The following is a 21397-nucleotide window of genomic DNA, read 5'->3' as shown; positions in this document are numbered from 1 at the left end:
GAGTGGTTGCTGTATTTCGCAGAATCGGTGGGGGCTGGGCCGCCGCTCCGGCTTCCATCGTGGCCCGGTCTCTTCGTTACCGGAAAAGCAGGGCAGGCAGGGCACACGACTGGTGAAGCACCCTCGCAGGTTCGGCTGCGCTATCGACCGATCGCTAGGCTCCATGCGACGGCTTTTTGATCCCAGGTGTTTGCGCGATTTGTGCCGAGAGAAAATCGGCCAACAAGCGCACTCGGGCGATGCCCAACCGTTCCGGTACGATCAGCATGTTCAGCGGAACGGACGGTGGCGAAAATTCGGGAAGCACCACTTCGAGCTTGTTAGCGGCGAGGAGATCCTCGACCAGCCAGAGATGTGCAGGCGCTATCCCGCGTCCGGCTACGAGGGCCTCTCTTGCTGCAAGTCCATGATCAACGCGCAAGCGCCCCCCGAATGGCACCACATGGCGCCCGCCGCGCTGACCATGCAGTACGAGTAGATCGCTGCCTGCGATATTAGACATCCTGACGCCTTCGTGATCTGCCAAGTCTTGCGGCCGCGCCGGCTTGCCGCGTTCGGCTAGATAGCTCGGTGCGGCGACGAGCATTCGGCGGGATTGGCCCAGCGCCTTCAGCTTCATCGAGCTGTCACCAAGTGGCCCAAGCCGGAGGGCAATATCGACGCCTTCCTGCACGAGGTCGATGCGCTCATCCGTGAGGCTGAGATCAACCAGGATGTCCGGATGGCGGTCCTGAAAAGCGAAGATGAATCGGCTGACGTGCAGTACTCCGAAGGCCGCGGTACACGAGATGCGTACCGTACCCGCTGCCGCGCCGCGTGTGCTGCGCGCTTCCTCGCCGGCCAAATCAACCTGGCGGAGGATCTGGACGCAGTGGCGATAATAGCGCGCCCCCTCTTCAGTCATCGTCACCCGGCGCGTGGTTCTGCTGAGCAGCGGCACGCCGACCGCGTCCTCTAGCTCCCGCAAATGGCGCGTCACCGTTGACTGCCCGACTTCCAGCTCGCGCGCGACCGCGGACAGATTGCCCCGCTCGGCGACCCGGACGAAGGTGCGCATGCGCTCAAGCGTGACTTCTGATTTATCCATTTTTCGGCATAATCATATCCATTACTGACATCTACTAGATCGCCGCCTTGCGCGCCACCTGATCAACGTCACTCATCAGGAGGTGCTGTCATGAAAGTATTGATTGTCTTCGCCCATCCGGAGCCGCGCTCGCTGAACGGCGCGCTGCTAGACGTCGCTGTGAGGGAACTCGAGCGGCTCGGGCACGACGTGCAGGTGTCGGATCTCTATGGCCAGGGCTGGAAGTCGGAGGTCGGCAGGGGGGACTTTCCGTCGCTCGGGCAAGGTGAACGGCTCAAGCCGGCCGCGGCCTCCAAGCAGGCTTTCGAGGCGGGCTCGTTGACCAGCGACGTGAAAGCCGAGATCGAAAAGCTGTTATGGGCGGATGTCCTGATTCTGCAGTTTCCGCTGTGGTGGTTTTCGATGCCGGCGATCCTCAAGGGCTGGGTCGACCGGGTGTTCGCCTACGGGTTCGCGTATGGGGTCGGCGAACACAGCGACAAGCGGTGGGGCGATCGCTATGGCGACGGGACTTTGAAGGGCAAGCGCGCGATGCTGGTCGTGACTGCCGGTGGATGGGAGGAGCACTATTCCGATCGCGGCGTCAACGGGCCGATCGACGACCTGCTGTTCCCCATCAATCACGGCATTCTCTACTATCCCGGCTATGAAGTCCTTCCGCCCTTCGTGGTCTATCGCGTGGACCGGCTGGACGACGCCGGTTTTGCGCCTATTGCCGAAGAATTGCGTGAGCGGATGCGCGCGCTCGCGACCACCGCGCCCATTCCGTACCGGCGACAGAATGGTGGCGATTACCTGATCCCGAGCATGCAACTCCGCGCCGGGCTAGAGGCTCCCGGCACAAGCGGATTCGCACTTCACCTCGATCGAGAAGGTCATGGCAGGCAGGAGAGTAGGCCGCACGCGTCCTCCGCCTTATCGGGCCGCGGCAGCTTGGCTTCCGACGAATTAGCTAGCTGATACTGGGAACAACCCATTGGGTTCGCAGTTCTTTTGGCGCCGCCGGCCTGAGTGCCGTTGGGCGCCTCAGGGCCCAGCTAAGCCAGGCGACACGGCGGCTCGTACCATTTTGCTCCATGGAGGATTTGGATATGAAAGCTACCTGTATCGTCGCATGGCAGTCGATCAGCCCCACTCACCTCGGTGGGTCCGCGCGGCTGCGTCTTCCCTCTGGCCGCTCGTTAGAGCTCAAGAGCGGCGATGGCTTCTGAAGGAGGGCAGGTCATGTCAATCAAGTCAGCCCTCCCTGCCATCCATTCGGAAGCCGGGTTGTCGCGGTATCTGCAGGAGATCCGTAGCTTCCCGCTGCTCGATGCATCCGAAGAAGTGATGTATGCAAGGCGTCTTCGCGATTCCGGGGATCGCGAAGCTGCCTACCGTCTGGTGACGAGCCATCTACGATTGGCTGCCAAGATCGCGCTGAAATATCGGCGCTATGGATTGCCCATCGCCGATCTCATCTCGGAAGCCAACGTCGGATTGATGCTGGCCGTCAAGCGGTTCGACCCTGAGAAGGGATTTCGCCTGGCGACCTATGCCGCCTGGTGGATCAGGGCGTCCGTGCAGGAGTTCGTCCTGAGATCGTGGTCACTCGTCAAGCTCGGCACAACTGCAGCGCAAAAAAAGCTGTTCTTCAACCTTCGAAAGTTGAAGAGACGCCTTGGTGCGCCGGACGATGGCGAGCTTTCGCCGGAGCAGGTGAAGCAGATCTCGGAACATCTTCAAGTTAGGGAAACCGACGTCGTCGAGATGAACGGACGGATCCGTGGCGACATGACGCTGAACGTTCAGCTCAGTGACGAAGAAGGCGAGCAATGGCAAGACAGGCTCGCCGATTCATCTCCTGATCCTGAAACCCAGCTTGTGGATGCCGGAGACCGTGAACGGCAGAAGGCCGCACTCTCGGAGGCGCTGAGTGCGCTCTCTCCGCGAGAACGCACCATCGTCGAAGCCCGTTACATGGCGGAAGAGCAAAGCACGCTTGACGATCTTGCCAATACCTTCGGGATTTCTCGTGAGCGTATCCGCCAGATCGAGCAGCGTGCGTTGAAGCGCATCAAGACGATGATGTGCGTACGCCTTCCGGATTTTGAGGCTGCTTCAGCAAGCGCATACTAGAAGCAGAACACAAAAGACCGCTGGCCGGCTGCTGATCGATGGATCAGCAGCCGGTGCAGATATCAGGCACGATGGCTTCCGCCGAGAATTCACGGTCCTTGCCGCCCTCGGACCTTGTTCTTGCGGGCTTGCCGCGCGGCTGGCCGCTTTGATTGCTGACAAACTGCTTAACCGCGGCGTCGGAGCTTCGCACCGCTCGCGACGAATCCGCTTCTTTCGCCTGCAGCGAAACCACCATCCCGAGTAGAGCAGCAAGTACCAATAAAGTCCGCATCTCTGGTTATCCTCCTTTCGAAGATGCTCCAATTTGCTGCGCAGAGTTTGCTCCGCAGCCGAGAAAACATCTCGGTTTGATGATCTCAGTTTTCAACGCGCGGCGAGCGATTCTGGACGCTGGGGAAGACTCTCCGGATGCGAGCCGCGAGCGATAGCGACGAGCCGGCCTTCGCCGCCAAAAATTTTCTTCCTTCCCCTTGAAAGTAGATCCCTCGCTCCTACGTGCTTTTTCGCCCGGGGGCCGTTACGGACCCGGATTTTGGACATCGCTGAACCTACCCAAGGAGGATGTGCATGCATTTCCGTCCCTTGCACGATCGCGTGCTCGTGCGACGTCTCGACGCCGAGGAGAAAACCGCCGGCGGCATCATCATTCCAGACACAGCAAAGGAGAAGCCGCAGCAGGGCGAGATTGTCGCCACTGGCCCAGGCGCACGCAACGAGCATGGCCAGCTCGTTCAACTCGACGTCAAGCCCGGTGACCGTGTCCTGTTCGGCAAGTGGTCTGGCACGGAGGTCAAGATTGACGGCGAAGAATTCCTGATCATGAAGGAGAGCGACCTTCTAGGTGTTGTCGACACGACAGCGACCGTCAAGAAGGCAGCTTAGCGCGCTGACAGTCATAGGAGGAAAGGAGAGATCAAATGGCTGCCAAGGACGTGAAGTTCGCAACCGAGGCCCGAGAGCGCATGCTGCGGGGCGTCGACACACTGGCAAACGCGGTGAAGGTCACACTCGGTCCGAAGGGGCGTAACGTCGTGATCGAGAAATCGTTCGGTGCGCCGCGCATCACCAAAGATGGCGTAACCGTCGCCAAAGAGGTCGAACTGGAGGACAAGTTCGAGAACATGGGCGCGCAGATGGTGCGCGAGGTCGCCTCAAAGACGAGCGATGCCGCCGGTGACGGCACCACAACGGCGACCGTGCTCGCTCAGGCCATCTTCAAGGAGGGCAGCAAATCCGTCGCCGCCGGCATGAACCCGATGGACCTGAAGCGGGGGATCGACCTCGCTGTCGAGGCCATCGTGACCGATCTGAAATCCCACGCCAAGAAAATCACCGCCAATGACGAAATCGCGCAGGTCGGCACAATCTCCGCCAATGGTGATACCGAGATCGGCCGCTTCCTGGCCGACGCCATGAATAAGGTCGGCAATGAGGGCGTGATTACCGTCGAGGAGGCCAAGAGCCTGCATACCGAACTCGAAGTGGTTGAGGGTATGCAGTTTGACCGCGGCTATATCTCGCCATATTTCGTCACGAACCCTGAGAAGATGCGCGTCGAACTCGAGGATCCTTACGTTCTGATTCACGAGAAGAAGCTGTCCGGCTTGCAGACCATGCTGCCGCTGTTGGAGCAGGTCGTTCAGTCCGGTAAGCCACTCCTGATCATCGCAGAGGACATCGAAGGTGAAGCGCTTGCGACATTGGTCGTCAACAGGCTGCGCGGCGGATTGAAGGTCGCGGCCGTCAAGGCGCCTGGCTTCGGCGATCGTCGCAAGGCCATGCTGGAGGACATCGCGATCCTGACCGGCGGCAATGTCATCAGCGAGGACCTCGGCATCAAGCTGGAAAACGTGACGGTGAAGATGCTCGGGCGCGCCAAGAAGGTGGTCATTGACAAGGACAATACCACCATCGTCGGAGGCGCGGGCGCCAAGAAGGATATCGAGGCGCGCGCCCAGCAAATCAGGCTTCAGATCGAGGAAACGACCTCCGACTATGATCGTGAAAAACTGCAAGAGCGCCTCGCCAAACTTGCCGGAGGCGTCGCCGTGATCCGGGTGGGTGGTGCGACGGAGGTCGAAGTCAAGGAGCGCAAAGACCGTGTCGACGATGCGATGCATGCTACCCGCGCAGCGGTGGAGGAAGGCATTCTCCCCGGCGGCGGGGTAGCGCTTCTGCGGTCTCTCAAGGCGCTTGGCGGTATCAAGACGTCAAATGCCGACCAAAAGGCCGGTATCGATATCATCCGCCGTGCAATCCAGGTGCCGGCTCGCCAAATCGTGCAGAACGCCGGCGAGGATGGTTCATTGGTCGTCGGCAAGCTTCTGGAGCACCAGAGCTACAACTGGGGCTTCAACGCGGCGACTGGCGAGTACGAGGACTTGGTGAAAGCCGGTGTGATCGATCCCGCCAAAGTCGTCCGCACCGCCTTGCAGGACGCCGCGTCGATAGCTTCGCTGCTGATCACGACCGAGGCACTGGTGGCGGAAAAGCCGAAGAAAGCTGAACCAGTTCCGGCCGCTCCCGCCATGGACTTCTGAACGAGAGAGCCCGGCCGATCAAGGCCGGGCTCCACCGATGAGAGGAGAGAAGACCGCTTCCAAAGATGGAGTGTCCCATGAACAAGTCTAATCGTCGTCGGCTCAGGATGAGGCAGGACGCGATCCATTGGTTCATGTTCTCCCTGAGCTTTGTCACCATTGCCTGGATCTGTTTTCGAACGATGGGAGGAGTATAGATGCTGAGCCATCACCATACGTTCTCCGCCCGGACGGAGACCAACCGCAATTTGCGGCGACGACTGCTCGCTCTGGTCATGGGCAGCGCAATGTCCCTGACCGCCTTCGGTGCTTACGGCATGGAAAGCCCGCGGGGAGCCGAGGCTACACAGGGTGCGTTCACTGGACTGCCACTGCCGCCAATCCCGTATCTCGACACGATGCCGTGGCTGAAGTGGCAGCCTGCGGCGGCAACGATGAAGATCGACATCTTGCTGCCGCAGACCTCCGCGCCGACGGGTATTTGGCCGCAGCCGACGCCCTATCCCGCCGGACTGGCGGCAGCTAGCTGAATGTCAGTGAGCGGCCCGCTAAGGCCGCTCACTACCTTATGCAAAGTCATCAAGAGCGAGCGACAATCATGCTTGAAGCGAATTCGGCGAGGTATTCCGTGCGCGGGAGCTCCGATGCAGCCTCAAGCACAGCAGTCGAGCTTGGCGTCCGCGACTTCCTTATCCGAGGCTGTCAGAAGGTGATCGGTCACTACGCGAGCCTGCTCTCAACCGCGAGGAGCGAGCAAGAGCGGCAGCTCAATCAAGCCCGGAGTGAGCGAGAGCAGCGAGTCATGGATGGCCTGCGCCGGGGCGCTCACCCGGATCGCCTGGCCGCGTAGTCGCTGAGCCGCTAGGCGAGGTTCGGTCAGAAAAAGTGCACAGCCTCTTGAATTCACGAGTGTCAGTTCTAGTTCGTTTCTCGACCGCGACTGCGGTGTGTCGAGCGCCAGGCAGGGCTCGGCACGAGGCGCTGGACCGGGGTGTTCGACGATAATCGAAACTCCGATCCTGCCTTGCTTCGTATCCATATTGCTCTTTGGAGGACTTGGCTATGAGGACACTTGATTTCGCACCACTTTGGCGCACCACGGTCGGCTTCGATCATCTGGCTGACCTCGTCGACGGCATGTCGCGCCAGCCGACGGAGGACAACTACCCGCCGTACAATATCGAGCGGTCCGGCGAGGACCACTATCGAATCACGCTGGCGGTGGCAGGCTTCGGTGCCAACGATATCTCGGTGACGGCTGAACAGAATGCTCTCACGATCGAGGGCAGGAAATCCGATGGTGCTGCGCGCGAGTATCTGTATCAAGGTATTTCGGCGCGACCGTTCCGGAGAGTCTTCAGTCTGGCCGACTACGTTCAGGTGAAGCAGGCATCCTTCCAGGACGGTCTCTTGGTCATTGATCTCGTTCGAGAGATTCCGGAAGCGATGAAGCCGCGCAAGATCCAGATCGGAAGTGGAGCAGCTGCTTCACCGCAGATCGAGCAGAAGAAGGCCGCTTAGTAGCCTCGATCCATGGACGGGCGATTCTCAACGGAAGTCGTTCTCTGTCCTATTTTATCTCAACATGGGTGGCGACATCGACTGCGCCGCCACCCAAATCTCGAGCACCATCCCTTGGAAAGGAGTGAATAGGGAGGCGAGCCATGACTAACGTAAAAATCGACGGCGATGGTCTTCACCCATTCTTCCACTCCGCCGCTCACTACGTTTCTCCGACGGAAGTCCTGAAGGACAAGGAGCTCTCGACGCCTGAGAAGCGGATCATCCTGTCCTCGTGGGCGTCGGACATGTACGCCGTGGAATCCTGTCCCGACCTGCGGGAGGTCCCCGGAACGGGCCACGCTGTGAAGTTGGCAGACATACTGGCAGCGTTGCGCCAACTCGACGGAGACGGCGATGACGATCCGCCCCGTGGCGGTGGCGTCCCCATGCGGCTGCGGCGGCCCTGGGCTGCCGCCGCTCAGCGCAGGGCGCTGTGATGGTCACGGAAGCCGTTCTAGCGATCGTGCTGCTTGGCCATGCCGCAGCAGCTTGGGCAATTTCGCTCCTAGCATTGGAAGGAGCGCTTCTGCTTCAGATTGACGATCCCACAAGCATGCAAGGGTGATCGGAATGTTGGGGCAGCGAACAATATTGTGGCTTCTGGTGGTGGTGCTATTCGGGGCTTCACCGGCTATAGCCCAAGTGCCGAACCTGAAGACGGGTGGTTCTGTGCCAACATTGGCGCCGGTGGTTCGACAGGTGACGCCCGCTGTTGTGAATATTTCCGTGCACGGCCGTGTCCGTGAGGACAATCCGCTTTATCGGGATCCGTTCTTTCGTGAGTTTTTCGACATTCCCAAGCAGGTCGAGAAGGAAATCAATTCGACCGGTTCGGGAGTCATCGTCGATGCCAAGCGCGGCTATGTCTTGACCAACAATCATGTTGTCGAAGGCGCTTCAGTCGTTCAGATCACGACCAAGGACGGCCGGCAGTTATCTGCGAAAGTGATCGGGCGCGACCCGCCGACTGACGTTGCAGTGCTGCAGATCCAAAACCCTGCCGGCCTTCAGGGACTGCCTTTCGGCGACAGTGATGCGCTTGAGGTCGGGGATTTCGTGCTCGCGATCGGAAATCCCTTTGGTCTCGGCCAGACCGTTACGTCCGGGCTCGTCAGTGCGCTAGGTCGCACTGGCTTGAGCAAGGACGGCTACGAAGACTTCATCCAGACCGACGCTGCGATCAATCCGGGAAATTCCGGCGGCGCATTGGTGAATCTTCGCGGCGAGTTGGTCGGCATCAACTCCGCGATCATTTCGCCGGGCGGAGGGAATGTCGGGATCGGCTTTGCAATTCCCGTGAATATGGCCCGGCTGGTTATGGAGCAGATTGTAGCTCAGGGACACGTTGAGCGTGGCCGCATTGGCGTTTCACTGCGCGAGCTCCAACCGTCGACGAACCAAGGCCGCAACGAAGGGGCAGTGATCGCGGAGGTCGCGCCAGACTCTCCGGTTGAAAAGGCCGGCTTGCGAAAGGATGATATCGTGGTCATGGCAGATGACCGTCCGATCCGCACCGCGTCACAACTTCGTAAAAAAATCGGCCTTTCACGCGTCGGTCAGGATGTGAAGCTTACTATCGTGCGGGGCGGCCAAACCAGTTCCGCAGTCGTGAAGGTTGCTCCGCCCATCCAGGCAAGCAGTACATCCACTCGCCTTTCGCGCTAATGCGAACGGGTGCGAGACAATGTGGCCGGTCCACAGCCAGATCCGCAAGGTGAGCAATGCCCAGGCAGGCCCTATTGGCTCAAAGCCGGACCGTCTGCATTTTCCACCTAACTTGCTCAATCTTGTAACTCTTGTCGCCTCCTGGGGTCTCGACAGCTACGACTGCGCCTTGGGACTTGCTTATCAACGCTCGTGCGAGGGGTGAGCTGACTGAAATCTTGCCTCTGGCCGCATCGGCTTCCGGCTCGCCGACGATGTGGCAAATTCGCTCCTCGCCCGTATCCAGATCCGTCAGCGTGACCGTCGCGCCGAATTTGACGGTTTCGCCGGAGAGCTTCGAGACATCGATGACCTCTGCACGTGCAAGTTTGGTTTCCAACTCGGCTATGCGAGGCTCGTTGAGGCCTTGCTCGGTCTGCGCAGCCTGATACTCAGAATTCTCAATGAGATTGGGTTCGTCCGCGATCGCTTGCTGAATACGCTCGGCAAGATGGGGCCGCGTAATTCGTATGCGGTTGGCTAATTCGGTCTGAAGAGCGGCATAACCGGCCGCAGTCATCGGGAGGGTTGGCATCGCATTCGCTACCGGGTTTCCTAAGAGCGCTGCCGAGAGCCAAGAACGGCCGCGCTGTCGTTTGCCGGCCGCCCCGCACTCGGCGCCATTCGGCTGGCAACTATGCTGAACATCGCCTGTTCCAAGGCGCGCCTTTGCCCTTAGCGATCAACCCTGCGCTGGATGGATTGCTGCTCCATAGCGATCCCTCTTAGCGTTGGAGGAACTGACGTTCCGATCGGGAGTTTTGCGCGTATCCAGAGCGGACTCTGGCACTCTCCCGGCCGAGCGCTTCGGAGTGTCGCCTTGGCTGCATTGCGACAATGAAGATAGGGTGTCGACCAATGTACCAGCATCCCGAACTCACGCCTCCGATGATGAGCGTGGCAAGGCTCCTGACGCGAAAGCAGCACCTGATCAGCCGCCTGGAAGAAGATCCAGGTCCAAGGGAGCGCGAGGAGATCGAACGTCTTCTCGAAAAAATAGATGCCGAACTGGACGCAGTTGATAGCCCGGATAGGCTTTGAGAACCGCGGAAAGGGGGGGCATCTATGCCGAACGAGCCGGATTCCGATTTGGGCGGTGCAGCTCAAGATGAGACGGCATATCTCGAATCGCTGATCCGCGAGGACTTCGAGCGATGCCATCCCGGCGAGACTCTTGAGGATCTCAAACGGCGAGCGTCCTTTTCCAGGGAGGACAGAGGTTTGTTGCGAGATTGGATGGCGATTGCGGTAAGCCGTGCAGCGGCTGAGCGGGCCAAGAGGAGCGACTTCAACTCGGCGGCGTAGTCCCGGGCGCGTCTTCTTGAGATGAGGGATTGATTTCGATGGAGCTGCGATCGCGCCAGCGTGGCCAAGACTTGCCCAAATAAAACGACATCATGCCGCAGTTGGCAGTCACTGGATTGTCCTACCGGCTCACCAAGCCAGGCAGTTGGCTCTTGATTCCCGTCATGATGAAATTCACGGCGATTGCCGCGATGATGAGGGCCATTACACGGGTCATAATGTTGATGCCGGTTCGCCCCAGGAAGCGTTCGATCGCAGCAGCCATCCACAATGTCAAACCGATCAGCGACGTCGCGAGAACGGCTGCGGCGGCCAAGAAGGCCTTGCCAAGCCATCCTGGGTTATCGTTCGAGAGGGTGATCATGATGCTCAACTCAGCCGGCCCCACCAGCAACGGAAATGCAAATGGCGTGATGGCCAGACCATGTATGTCGACCTCGCTATAGTTCGCCTCATCTGTGCGAGGAATGAACTTTCCATAATGTGCCTGAAACATTTCGAACGCGATCACCAGAACGAGCAGTCCACCCGCGATCCGAAAGTCATCGAGCCCCACATTGAAGAAGGCCAAGATCTCCTTCCCAAACATTGCAGACCCAACGAAGAAAACAGCTACCGCTGCGCAGGCCAAAACGATGATCCGGTGGGTCTTCACCGCGCCGGCGCGCCCGGTCATTGCCAGGAAAACCGGGATGGCTCCGACCGGGTTCGTCAGGGCGTAGAGAAGCATGATAGTGCCGACAAACTGATTCAAAGCCACAGTCTTCCGAGTCCCTTTGCTTTGGCCCGCCGAGCAGGGTCGTGCTCAGAGATGCTTCGTGGGAGCCGGGTAACTCCAACCTCCCGTCCGGGTTCCGGCCCGCGGCAGTTCCAGCGGCTTGACAGAACGTGGGAAATTCGTACGAAAATACGCTTCAGGAAGATGTTTGCAGTCATGGTGCCTGCTCAAGGGCCTTGGCCCTGTCTTCGCGAAAACCACGCCAATCACATCCAGCCATGCCGGCCGGGCGGAGCGACGCCTGCTGGCTAGCGCGCGCTTGGGCAAATCGGAAGACAAATGAACATTCCTGAAGGCAGCACCAAAACGCAGGCAATGTCTACGGGCATCGCCGGCTTCGATGGCATTCTCGATGGCGGATACGCATCGCACCGCGTGCACTTGATCGAGGGCCAGCCGGGAACCGGCAAGACCACCCTGGCCCTGCAGTTTCTTCTCGACGGCGTCTCCAGGGGGGAGCGCCGTCTGTACATCACGCTCTCCGAAAGCAAGGACGAACTGCGGCAAGTAGCCGAAACCCACGGCTGGGATCTCGATGGGATCGAGATTTTTGAGCTCGTCCCGGCGGAACTCAGCCTCGACCCGAAGCAGCAACAGACCGTCGTCTATGCCTCTGACCTTGAGCTTGGCGAAACGACGAAAATGACCTTCGACGAGGTGAGGCGGGTTGCACCGAAGCGGGTCGTTTTCGATAGCCTCTCCGAAATTAGGCTCCTGGCGCAAAATCCGCTGCGATACCGCCGGCAGGTCATTGCTCTGAAGCACTTCCTAGCCCAGGAGGGCTGCACCGGGTTGTTTCTGGACGACCTTACCGATCAGGCCGACGATCTCAATCTGCACAGTCTCGTCCATGGCGTCGTCAGGCTTGAGCATAATGCGCTGCAATATGGTGCGGAGCGCCGCAGGCTGCGCATCTTCAAGATGAGGGGGCGCAGCTTCCGCGGTGGCTTCCATGATTTCGTCATCCGCAAGGGCGGAATAGTTCTGTTCCCGCGTCTGATTGCGTCCGAGCACGTCGACGGCATGCCTCCCGCAGAACCGCTTCTGAGCGGGATCAGCGAGCTGGATCAACTGCTGGGTAGTGGTCTGGACCGCGGCACGAGTACCCTGCTCATGGGGCCGTCCGGCTCCGGCAAATCATCCATCGCCATGCAGTTCGTCATGGCGGCGCTCGCTCGTGGTGAGCGCGCTCTCTTTGTGACCTTTGATGAGACCAAAGCAATCCTGATGAAACGTGCAGCCGGCATGGGCTGGTACTTGGATCAGCCGATCGCATCGGGGCAGTTGGTGCTCGAGCAAGTCGATCCCGCAGAGCTTTCCCCCGGAGAACTCACTGGGATGGTTCGCCGGCGGGTCGAGACGGACAATGTCCGGGTCGTGGTGCTGGACAGCTTGAGCGGATATCAAAACGCCATGCCTGCCGAGCAATTCATGCTGCTCCTCATGCACGAAATGCTGACCTATCTGAACCACCGCGGTGTCGTGACCATCCTGACCCTTGCGCAGCACGGCCTTGTCGGGTCGATGCAATCAAGCGTCGACCTCACCTATCTGAGCGACGCGGTCTTGCTGTTGCGCTTCTTCGAAGCTGCTGGAAAAATCCGCCGCGCGATCTCGGTCCTGAAGAAACGCACCGGACGCCACGAAGACGAGATTAGAGAGTACCGGCTAGATAACCGTGGTATTCGCGTCGGGCCGCCGCTGGCGGAATTCCAGGGCGTCTTGTCGGGGTCCCCGATCTACACCGGCCAGCACGGCGCGCTACTTACGGCAGCTACCAATGGACGGTCGTGAGAAGGGCCAAAGCGGCCCGGTACTCGTCCTGGCGCCGTTTGGCCGTGACGCCAGGGTGGTTTGTTCGGCTCTGCGCGACGTCGGCATTCAGGCGCTAGAGCAGTCGAGTCTTTCCGAACTGGTGTCCAGCTTGAGTGATGCTGCCGCCGCCGTCATTGCAGAGGAAGCGCTCGTTCACGAGCATCGTGGCGCCTTGGCCGATTGGATCGCCAATCAGCCGCCATGGTCGGATTTTCCTTTCGTGCTGCTAACGCTGAGAACCGGCAACAATGGCTCGGCTCTTACCGAACTCATCGATCTGCTTGGACACGTCACGGTCCTCGAGCGACCATTGGCCGCCACCTCTCTCAAGAGCGCGGTGCTCGCAGCAGTGCGCGGTCGCAGGCGGCAGCGACAGGCTGAACAGTATCTGAGGCAATTGAAGCAGCTGGCCGACACGCTCGAGCGGCGTGTTGAAGAGCGGACACAGCAGCTCTCGGAAGCGAACAGGCGGCTGAGAGACGAAATGGTGGAACGAGAGCGCACTGAAGTCGCGCTGCGTCAGGCACAGAAAATGGAGGCAGTCGGGCAATTGACAGGCGGGATTGCACACGACTTCAACAATCTCTTGATGGCGATCATCGGCAATCTTGAGCTGATTGCCCGCCGAGTGGAGGACGAACGCATTCAGCGGTATGTCCGGAACGCGATGCATGGAGCGCAGCGCGGGGCCAAGCTCGTCGGACAGCTGCTGACATTCTCCCGTAAGCAGCGTCTCGCGCCGGAGCCGGTGGACGTCAATCAGCTCGTGGGCACCGTTGCAGAAATGTTGTCCAGAACCTTGGGCGCCTCTATTCGGGTTGACGTAGTCACACACAAGGACCTTTGGCCTGCATTGGTCGACGCGACGCAACTGGAGCTGATGTTGCTCAACCTCGCGATCAACGCGCGGGACGCGATGCCCGAGGGTGGCCTTCTTACGATAGAGACAGACGTTCTCCACGGCGTCCCGGAGGATCTGCAGACTGAGCTCAAGCCAGGTGAGTATGTCTCGATCGCAGTGAAAGACACCGGCACCGGAATGCCTCCGGAAGTCCTGGCCCGAGCCTTCGATCCATTCTTCACGACCAAGGAGCCCGGTAAAGGAACGGGACTCGGATTGTCGCAGGTCTACGGATTTGCCCGCCAGTCCGGCGGGACCGCGAAAATTGACAGTCAGGTTGGGCGGGGAACGGTTGTGCGGATCCTCTTGCCCCGATCGACCGATGTACTTGTGGGACGCGAAGATCGGCAATTGAGTACTCCACCTGTAGGCGCAAGGGAGCACATCCTTGTTGTGGACGATGACGCCAGCGTGCTCGAAACGACCCGGAGCATGCTTGACGATCTCGGGTACCAGGCGATCGCGGCTGACAATCTGGATGCTGCGCTGGCAACCCTTTCGCATCAAGCCATCGATTTGGCGCTTATCGACCTCGCGATGCCTGGCGTCTCAGGGCTGGACGTCGGGCTTGAACTTCAACGGCAGCAGCCCGGCCTGCCCGTCGTGTACTGCAGCGGCTATCCAGATCTCATCGAAGAAACCGGCAAACGTATGAACGGCAGTATGCTCCTCAGCAAGCCGTTTTCCTCGCGGGAACTCTCAGCCAAGATCGAAGCGATGCTACACACAAAAGCCAGCCAATAGTCTACTCAAGCCGGGCGCATGCGAACGCAACTTAGCTCCGCTCGCTCTCAGTCGAGACCGGTCCGCACCATCGCGCGAGCCAACTCAAGTTCGCTGATCGCTTGGCGCAGCGATCGACGGGCTCCGTCCTTATCCCCATTCGCACAGGCCACTTTCAATTCCTTGATGTGCTGAGCCGCGATCTCCGCATGTGCAACGACATCCGAAGCGCCTGCAAAACTCGATTTCCGCTTTGTGTCCATGGTCGGGCACATCCCCCGGGACGGTTGCTCTAGTAGAAGCACGACGGGAGCGGAGGCCGCTCCCGTCGAGTTTGTCATTTCGAGTTGATCGCGATACGCTTCACCTTGGAGTCTGCTTGCGGCAGCTTTGGCATGGTGACAGTCAGCACTCCGTTCTTGAACGCAGCAGAAATCTTGTCCTGGTCTACGTCTTCGATCGGGATGCGGCGTTCAAATCTGCCGTAATACCGCTCGCTGAACCGGCGATCCTTGTCTTCCGTCTCAGTCTTCTTCTCTCCCTTGATCGAGAGAACGCCATGAGCGAGTTCGATCTGGACGTCTTTCTCCTCGAGACCTGGCAATTCCGCCGTGACCTTCACGTCCTTGTCGGTCTCGTTGACCTCGATGCTCGGCCAATTCATCGACTGCTCGAGAAAGCTGCCGCCAAATGGCGCGACATCGAAGCCGCGGAAGACGTCGTCGAATAGTCGGTTCATCTCCCGGTGCAGGGTTAGAACCGGATTGTAGTTTTCGGAGCGACGGGTGGTCAGATCACGACCGCGGCCCCAGGGGATCAGATCAGTGATAGCCATAGAGCTTCTCCTTTTCTTTTGTTCCTAAGCTTCGCGACGCGGCGAAGCCACGCCGCTAAAGTCAATTGCGAGCAGGCGGTGTTATGCCGCTTGCTTGTTCTCACCTTGCTGGTGATCATCACGTGTGCCGATCGCAATCTGGCGCGGCTTCATCGCCTCGGGAACCTCCCGAACCAGATCGATCTTGAGCATGCCATCCTCGAACGAGGCGCCCTTCACTTGCACGTACTCGGCCAGATTGAAGGTCCGTCGGAACGGGCGCGAAGAGATGCCTTGATAGAGATATTGATGGCTGCCCTTTTCGGCTTTGCGACCCTCGACAGTCAGCGTGTTCTGCTCGGCCGTGATGGAGACCTCGTGAGGGGTGAAGCCGGCAAGAGCCAGCGAGATTTGGTAGTGGTCCTCACCGACACGTTCGATGTCGTAGGGCGGGTAATTGTCCCCGCCGGTCCATCGGCCGGAGTCGTCCTCGAGAAGGTCAAACAGACGATCGAACCCGATCGTCGATCGCCACAGGGGGGCAAGATCAAGCGTGGTCATAGCCATATCCTCCATTGAGCAACATGGATAAGAGCACCCCGGACACCTGCCGGGTGCCCGCTGACCGGGCCCTGTACCAGGCGCCCGATCCTGCCGTGCAATCGCTGCGCGGCTACCCATGAAATTAGAAGCGGGTCGTATCGTTTCAAGGCCTTCCAGGACTTGCGAAAATTGTAGTGTCGCACCCATGTCTTTGTTGGGTCCGGCTGAGACGAATCTGGAAGGGGTTCCTGTCGTCCTGCTGCGCCTCGGCCGGTCCCTCGAAGCTTACCTGAGGTGAGACTGACCATGGCCCAAGCAGCCCCCGACGTTGTGATCGAGACAGCGCTTCTGGAATCCTTTCCTGCGAGTGATCCGCCGTGCTTCGCCGCGCTCGGTGTCAACATCGGATCTCCTAGCCGGCTTGGGATCTCGCGCGCGGGCCCCTTGAGCTTAGTCCCGGGCGCTCGGCTGCGGAGCGGGCCGGGCGGAAGATAACCGCCGCTGGTCGCGGACAGCCATTCTCAAGGCGGCGTCGCTCCATGATAGCAGTGGATGGTGCCCTCGCGGAACGGGTGATGCCTTCTGAGGTTCATAGCGCTGCCGCGCGCCGGCATGGCCATGCTGGCGGCGCCCAGGCCTGATGTTGGACGAGTAATGTCCCGAATTGGAAATGCGGAGGACCGAATGAAGATCGCGCAGATTGCCCCGCTATTCGAGAGCGTGCCGCCCCGGCTCTATGGCGGTACTGAGCGGGCCGTGCACTACCTGACGGAAGAATTGGTCAGACAGGGTCACAAGATCACCCTGTTCGCGAGCGGGGACTCCATCACTTCCGCCGAGCTCGTTCCCTGCACGCCGCGGGCCCTGCGCCTCGACCCGGATGTTGCAAATTCCACCCCGCATCAAATGGTGCTGCTCGACAAGGTGCGGGAGCGCTCTGTGGAGTTCGACGTCCTCCACTTCCACGTCGACTACTTGCACTTTCCGCTGTTTCGGACCGAGGCGGGACGGACATTAACGACCCTCCACGGGCGGCAGGACCTGCCAGACCACCTGCCGTTCTATGCCCATTTTCCTGAGATGCCGTTGGTGTCGATCTCCAACGCGCAGCGCGCGCCCCTGCCGCGAGCCAATTTCATCTCAACTGTATACCACGGGCTGCCGCTCGATCTGCACAAGCCGGCCTATGACCCGCGCGATAACTATCTCGCCTTCCTCGGGCGAATTTCACCCGAGAAGCGGCCAGACCGCGCCATCGCAATCGCGCGTGCAGCAGGACTGCCGTTGAAGATTGCCGCGAAGATCGATCATGCCGATGAGGTCTACTTCCGCGATACCATTGCGCCGTTGCTCGACGGCCCGGGGGTGGAGTTCATCGGCGAAATCAATGAGAGCGAAAAAACGGAATTTCTGGGAAACGCCGCAGCACTGCTGTTTCCGATCGATTGGCCAGAGCCGTTTGGTCTCGTCATGATCGAGGCCATGGCATGCGGCACACCCGTCTTGGCGTTCCGCGGAGGATCGGTCGCCGAGATCGTGGAAGAGGGCATCACCGGATCCATCGTCGAAAGCGCAGACGAAGCCGTACAGAGAATGCCAAAAGTGCTTTCGCTGGATCGAAAGGCCGTCCGCGCCCGCTTCGAGGAGCGGTTCTCCGCAACGCGCATGGCAGCCGAGTACGTGAAGCTTTACCAGAAAATGCTGCGAATGCGTGCATCCGAGCATCATCTGTTGAGTATGGTTGGGCATTCGGCCCCCCATTCTCATGCGAGAGCCGCAGTTGCAAATGACGTTAATTGAGGACGCCAACGGGGCAGATCTGTTGCAGCTGTTGCCGAGCGTTTGTTCTAAGCTACAGAGGCTCTACGAGTGCGCACGCTACCGGTCGCCGACTTAGTTGCAGCGGCTCTGGAGCCTGCGGTTGAAGGTGCCTATGCGCAAAGCAGCAATATCGATTGCTCGTTCACGTAGTGAGCCCACTTGCTTCAAAAAGATTCCGCAAAAAACATTGAGTGCGCGTTCGACCCCATCGCAGGTTGCTTCGGGCCGCCAGAAGGCGCCAACGTGGAGAAGGCCGTGCCGTTCCCGAACGCCTGCGATCGGGCCGATGAAGTTCTCATTCGGCGGACGCCATCCACGACTTGATCGGCGAGCTGATGTTTTCCTCGTCCATCGATTCGGCGATCGTGCATACCGCGCTCAGCGCGCTGGTGTTATTCGGCGCCCAATGTGACCCGCATCGGCTCTGAAGCTTAACCCGCCCCGCGTCGGCGCTATTGCACGATCATCAGAATGCCCATTCCTAGCGGGGTCCGATGTTTCCTTCCTGTCTCGCGCCTCGACTTTCGTCTAACGACTTCGTGCCCCGTCTACGAGTATCAGCACGACGAGACCCGTGCCGAGGCGATCTCCGAATAGGGTCGGCCCTGCCTTGGACGCTCTGCGAAGCCCCCGACAGGCCAAAATATTTCAGATAGCATGTCACAGACCGAACGCCTGCATCGTCGTAGACGCGAAAGCCCATGGCGGCCAGTTAGCGTATTGGAACCGCTCGCCTAGGCTTTCCGCTTGGACCGAACGTAGGAGGAGAGGTATGTTGCGTTGGCTTTTGAAGCGGCAGATCGCTGCCTTTGAACGCAAGTGGAACTACGACGCCAGCTATATGCGCGAGCTCATCGACATCGATCCGTGGGCGATGTTGGCATTCGGCAAGCTTCAGGCGCTAGGCCGCTATCGCGGCGGCGCCCCGGTCAACGCCTATACCGCTGCCGGCTTGGTCGCAGTCATGGCGGAGGACTGCGGACCCTGCACGCAACTCGGCATCATCATGGCCGAGAAGGAGGGGGTCGACCCGAAGGTGCTGCGTGCCATCGTCACCCGTGATTTCGCGGCCATGCCGCCGGAAGCGGTCCTAGCTACCCGCTTTGCAGAGGCGACCTTGCGGCACGCGCCGGAAGCCGACGAGTTGCGCGAAGAGGTCGTGCGGAACTTCGGAAGACGAGCGCTGGTCGCTCTCTCTTTCGCCATCCTCTCAGGCCGGATGTATCCGACGATCAAATATGCACTCGGTCATGGCCGGACTTGCACGCGTTTGGAGATCGGCGGCGAAACAGTTCCTGTAATGCGAGACGTGACGCCGCCTAGACGGGCATCGGCCGCATGACAACCCGCGACCACGGTGCCGCGGCTCTCGAGACGCTTCGGCGCGCGCTGACGAAGCTTGCCTACCGCATGCTCGCGTTGCGCGCCGAGGCCGAGGATGACGTGCAGGATGCCTATCTGCGGTGGCACGCCATCGACCGTACCGAGGTCAAGGAACCCTATCGCTATCTTGCGACAGTCGTGACGCGGTTTTGCCTGGACCGCATGAAGTCGGCGCGAGCACGATGCGAGTCGTAGTATATCGGCCAGTGGCGGCAAACGCGCTGCAGCTCTCAATCCCATTCGAGGCGGACAGAATACTGCGTTTTCTCCACGGTCTCGCCCGCAAGAATCCGGCCCTTGCCGCCATCACGGCGCGGGATGCTATGGTCAATGGCTCCCCCGGATTTGTGATGCGCGAGAGCGACGGGTCGATCGACACCATGGCCATCGAACACAGCGACGGCAAGATCGTCGCCATTTACCTGACCCGAAACCCTGACAAAGTTGCAGCACGTTCAATTCTGCCCCCCGGATCGCGCCTGATACGGTGGGCACAGAATTGTCGGAGTTGGAAACTGGCTACTGTTGCGTCTAGGAGACTACGCTTGAGCTTGAGGTCGAGCTTTTGAAGGAGAGGCTTCTGAAGCCACGGCGGATCGATATGTCGGACCGGCGAGCAATGGGTGATGATCCGCTCGCATGACCAGCCCGTGGCGCACTCCTCGAGTTGCTGCCCAAGCCACTGATGTCGGCGATCATTGTCGAATCTAGGATGCCACGCTTGCAGCACGAACCGTGTCGTATCAAAGGAATTGCGTGCGCCGCGCGGTTCAGGACAGCCAGGACCATTTGGTGGCCGGCAAGCCGCTTTATACCGTGCTGACGGCGCCGACCTGATCGTCCACGCCGAGGGGCACCGCGACCGCATGATGGATTGGAGCGAGAGTTTAAGTCTTTCATACGGTTAGAAGGCGACGTGTGCACGACGTGTGCACCGGCAGATCAAAGAAAATCCTGCGAAGCCAATGTCAGCAGTCCTTCTATGGGAAGGTGGGACCCTTCGGTTGGCGCTTTGGAAGACAGAAATTTCCGGGGTCTGGGGACAGGAGAGTAGGGACGGGCTGACTCAGTTGTCGGAGATGAAGATCGTCACTCCCTCATTGCGCAGCTTGACCCGTCCACCTCGCAACGGAGCAGTTGAATCGGGGGACTCCTCCGCCATCAATCGTACGATTTGGTACGCCAGTTTACGATCCTCCACGATTTCGCACTTCTGGTGGTGCCGCTTAGAACTCCATGTACGAGCATTCGCCAACAGATTAGCAGCTGTTAGCGCAAAAGGGACAACTGGACCACGAGAGCTCGCAAGCAGCCGCATTTCTCGGGGGCTCAGCTGTCGCTTTGTTTGGTATGTCAGCCGATCGCTGCCACGGCGGTGGTCGCAATTAGAATAACAGTCACAGCCGCTCCTGAAACATAGAGAATGGTTCTGATGCTGCCGCCTTTGGCAGCTTTGCCGCCGCGCAAATAGACCACAACGTGTATCAGACGAATCGCAACGTAGATCCATACGAGCGTCGCAAGTGTGCCGGGTCTGACTCCTACCATCATGGCCAGAACGGCTGGGACCACAAAAGGTGGCAGCGCCTCCACCGCGTTCATGTGCACGCGATCAATCCGGTACAACAAGTTTTCGTCGTCGGCCGGCAGGACAGGTCCGGAGAGGACGCCCGCCCTGCCTTTGGACGATCCCGAATGAATCGCCAGCAAAATGGATATGAGGCAGAGGAGAAGTACTCCGATAACACTCAACGAATAAGTTGCCATGAGGGCCTCCGCAATTACGATAGGGACGCAGGGAGAAGGCGAGCATCAAGCCTCACCGGCGATCCGCTGGCGGTACCTTTTCAGATAGAGGGGCCAACCCTGATCGCCCTTGACGCCTTCGCGGACGCCTTCCCAACCTTCGCCATGGCGTTCGAGGTGACGATGCTCAAGCTCCAGGCGGGTCCGGTTTTGCGTCTCGGCGATGAACCGCACCTCCCACTCACTGGTCTTGTCGGGATTGGTCTCGAGTTGCCAGCGTGGGCTGATGTCCCAACTCAGAAGCACACGATTAGGCGGCTCGAAAGCCAACACACGCGCCCAGCGGCACTCGCTGCCATCGATACCACGATCATAAACGTGACCGCCCACACGTGGCTCGAATACCGTCTCTGCTATGGGAACAGAAAGCAGATTGTGCTCGCGTGGTTTGAAGCTGCCGAAGTCTTCAGTGAAAACCTTGAACGCACGCTCGATAGGGACATCAACCACGATTGATTGTTTGATGGGTGCGGCCGATATGTGTCTGCTCATG

At 59.6% G+C, this 21397-nt stretch carries 24 protein-coding genes; 15 read left to right on the top strand and 9 right to left on the bottom strand.

Annotation, left to right across the window (positions count from 1 at the left end; genetic code table 11):
* Window positions 1–154: 154 nt before the first annotated feature.
* Window positions 155–1087 (bottom strand): LysR family transcriptional regulator, encoded by a 933-nt coding sequence (locus XH83_RS20720; protein WP_194402634.1) that lies wholly within the window; start codon window positions 1085–1087, stop codon window positions 155–157.
* Window positions 1088–1177: 90 nt separating this feature from the next.
* Between XH83_RS20720 and XH83_RS20715 the strand changes: the two genes are divergently transcribed.
* Entirely contained in the window at window positions 1178–2047 is an 870-nt protein-coding gene (locus XH83_RS20715) for an NAD(P)H-dependent oxidoreductase (protein ID WP_194402633.1), read from the top strand.
* Between the two features lie 264 nt (window positions 2048–2311).
* Window positions 2312–3205 (top strand): RNA polymerase sigma factor RpoH, encoded by an 894-nt coding sequence (gene rpoH / locus XH83_RS20710; RefSeq protein WP_246776283.1) that lies wholly within the window; start codon window positions 2312–2314, stop codon window positions 3203–3205.
* A gap of 43 nt (window positions 3206–3248) precedes the next feature.
* Here rpoH and XH83_RS20705 read toward each other — a convergent pair whose 3' ends face one another.
* Complete coding sequence (locus XH83_RS20705; RefSeq protein ID WP_194402631.1) at window positions 3249–3479, bottom strand: hypothetical protein; 231 nt, start codon at window positions 3477–3479, stop codon at window positions 3249–3251.
* Between the two features lie 296 nt (window positions 3480–3775).
* Here XH83_RS20705 and groES point away from each other — a divergent pair, with 296 nt between their 5' ends.
* The 6 genes from groES to XH83_RS20675 all read left to right on the top strand — a co-directional run bounded on the left by groES (window position 3776) and on the right by XH83_RS20675 (window position 8976).
* Complete coding sequence (gene groES, locus XH83_RS20700) at window positions 3776–4090, top strand: co-chaperone GroES (protein ID WP_194402630.1); 315 nt, start codon at window positions 3776–3778, stop codon at window positions 4088–4090.
* Window positions 4091–4125: 35 nt separating this feature from the next.
* A complete protein-coding gene (gene groL, locus XH83_RS20695) occupies window positions 4126–5748 on the top strand; it encodes a chaperonin GroEL (protein WP_194402629.1) in 1623 nt (540 codons plus the stop codon).
* 197 nt (window positions 5749–5945) lie between these two features.
* Window positions 5946–6278 carry a hypothetical protein gene (locus XH83_RS20690; RefSeq protein WP_194402628.1) on the top strand — a complete coding sequence of 111 codons (333 nt, stop codon included), beginning with the start codon at window positions 5946–5948 and terminating at the stop codon, window positions 6276–6278.
* Window positions 6279–6810: 532 nt separating this feature from the next.
* Window positions 6811–7269 (top strand): Hsp20 family protein, encoded by a 459-nt coding sequence (locus tag XH83_RS20685; RefSeq protein ID WP_194402627.1) that lies wholly within the window; start codon window positions 6811–6813, stop codon window positions 7267–7269.
* 143 nt (window positions 7270–7412) lie between these two features.
* Window positions 7413–7748 (top strand): hypothetical protein, encoded by a 336-nt coding sequence (locus XH83_RS20680; protein WP_194402626.1) that lies wholly within the window; start codon window positions 7413–7415, stop codon window positions 7746–7748.
* 133 nt (window positions 7749–7881) lie between these two features.
* Window positions 7882–8976: a trypsin-like peptidase domain-containing protein gene (locus XH83_RS20675; protein ID WP_194402625.1), complete on the top strand. Its 1095-nt coding sequence runs from the start codon at window positions 7882–7884 to the stop codon at window positions 8974–8976.
* A 79-nt stretch (window positions 8977–9055) separates the two neighbouring features.
* On the opposite strand, the gene greA is transcribed toward XH83_RS20675, so the two are convergent.
* Window positions 9056–9550 carry a transcription elongation factor GreA gene (greA, locus tag XH83_RS20670; protein WP_194402624.1) on the bottom strand — a complete coding sequence of 165 codons (495 nt, stop codon included), beginning with the start codon at window positions 9548–9550 and terminating at the stop codon, window positions 9056–9058.
* Window positions 9551–9873: 323 nt separating this feature from the next.
* Here greA and XH83_RS20665 point away from each other — a divergent pair, with 323 nt between their 5' ends.
* Window positions 9874–10056 carry a hypothetical protein gene (locus tag XH83_RS20665; RefSeq protein WP_194408506.1) on the top strand — a complete coding sequence of 61 codons (183 nt, stop codon included), beginning with the start codon at window positions 9874–9876 and terminating at the stop codon, window positions 10054–10056.
* Between the two features lie 24 nt (window positions 10057–10080).
* The gene (locus XH83_RS20660) at window positions 10081–10320 is read left to right on the top strand and encodes a hypothetical protein (protein WP_194402623.1); all 240 of its coding nucleotides are present in this window, start codon (window positions 10081–10083) and stop codon (window positions 10318–10320) included.
* Between the two features lie 121 nt (window positions 10321–10441).
* On the opposite strand, the gene XH83_RS20655 is transcribed toward XH83_RS20660, so the two are convergent.
* Window positions 10442–11080 carry a MarC family protein gene (locus XH83_RS20655; protein ID WP_246776282.1) on the bottom strand — a complete coding sequence of 213 codons (639 nt, stop codon included), beginning with the start codon at window positions 11078–11080 and terminating at the stop codon, window positions 10442–10444.
* A 297-nt stretch (window positions 11081–11377) separates the two neighbouring features.
* On the opposite strand from XH83_RS20655, the gene XH83_RS20650 reads away from it, so the two are divergent.
* Window positions 11378–12892, top strand: a complete 1515-nt coding sequence (locus tag XH83_RS20650) for an ATPase domain-containing protein (RefSeq protein ID WP_194402622.1) — start codon at window positions 11378–11380, stop codon at window positions 12890–12892.
* On the top strand, window positions 12879–14558 hold the full coding sequence (locus tag XH83_RS20645) for an ATP-binding protein (protein ID WP_194402621.1): 1680 nt from the start codon (window positions 12879–12881) through the stop codon (window positions 14556–14558). Before XH83_RS20650 ends, XH83_RS20645 begins: the two co-directional genes overlap by 14 nt.
* A gap of 47 nt (window positions 14559–14605) precedes the next feature.
* Here the strand turns inward: XH83_RS20645 and XH83_RS20640 are convergent, their stop codons facing one another.
* From XH83_RS20640 to XH83_RS20630, 3 genes are all read right to left on the bottom strand, one after another.
* Window positions 14606–14800: a hypothetical protein gene (locus XH83_RS20640; protein WP_027562110.1), complete on the bottom strand. Its 195-nt coding sequence runs from the start codon at window positions 14798–14800 to the stop codon at window positions 14606–14608.
* A gap of 74 nt (window positions 14801–14874) precedes the next feature.
* Entirely contained in the window at window positions 14875–15372 is a 498-nt protein-coding gene (locus XH83_RS20635; RefSeq protein ID WP_194402620.1) for an Hsp20/alpha crystallin family protein, read from the bottom strand.
* Window positions 15373–15453: 81 nt separating this feature from the next.
* A complete protein-coding gene (locus XH83_RS20630; RefSeq protein ID WP_194402619.1) occupies window positions 15454–15912 on the bottom strand; it encodes an Hsp20 family protein in 459 nt (152 codons plus the stop codon).
* A 666-nt stretch (window positions 15913–16578) separates the two neighbouring features.
* Here XH83_RS20630 and XH83_RS20625 point away from each other — a divergent pair.
* The 3 genes from XH83_RS20625 (at window position 16579) to XH83_RS39745 (ending at window position 19293) form a co-directional block, all read left to right on the top strand.
* Window positions 16579–17694, top strand: a complete 1116-nt coding sequence (locus tag XH83_RS20625; RefSeq protein ID WP_194402618.1) for a glycosyltransferase family 4 protein — start codon at window positions 16579–16581, stop codon at window positions 17692–17694.
* Window positions 17695–18487: 793 nt separating this feature from the next.
* Complete coding sequence (locus XH83_RS20620; RefSeq protein ID WP_194402617.1) at window positions 18488–19057, top strand: hypothetical protein; 570 nt, start codon at window positions 18488–18490, stop codon at window positions 19055–19057.
* The gene (locus XH83_RS39745) at window positions 19054–19293 is read left to right on the top strand and encodes a sigma factor (RefSeq protein ID WP_246776281.1); all 240 of its coding nucleotides are present in this window, start codon (window positions 19054–19056) and stop codon (window positions 19291–19293) included. The genes XH83_RS20620 and XH83_RS39745 overlap by 4 nt, the downstream gene beginning before the upstream one ends.
* A 1158-nt stretch (window positions 19294–20451) precedes the next feature.
* Here the strand turns inward: XH83_RS39745 and XH83_RS20610 are convergent.
* Complete coding sequence (locus XH83_RS20610; protein ID WP_194402616.1) at window positions 20452–20865, bottom strand: MAPEG family protein; 414 nt, start codon at window positions 20863–20865, stop codon at window positions 20452–20454.
* Window positions 20866–20910: 45 nt separating this feature from the next.
* A complete protein-coding gene (locus tag XH83_RS20605) occupies window positions 20911–21396 on the bottom strand; it encodes an SRPBCC family protein (RefSeq protein ID WP_194402615.1) in 486 nt (161 codons plus the stop codon).
* Window position 21397 lies beyond the last annotated feature (1 nt).

Origin of the sequence: Bradyrhizobium sp. CCBAU 53351, assembly GCF_015291745.1 — a bacterium.
In the GTDB taxonomy this organism is placed as follows: Bacteria; Pseudomonadota; Alphaproteobacteria; order Rhizobiales; family Xanthobacteraceae; genus Bradyrhizobium.
Note: the sequence above shows the minus strand (reverse complement) of the source record. Positions and strands in the feature narration are given on the sequence as shown.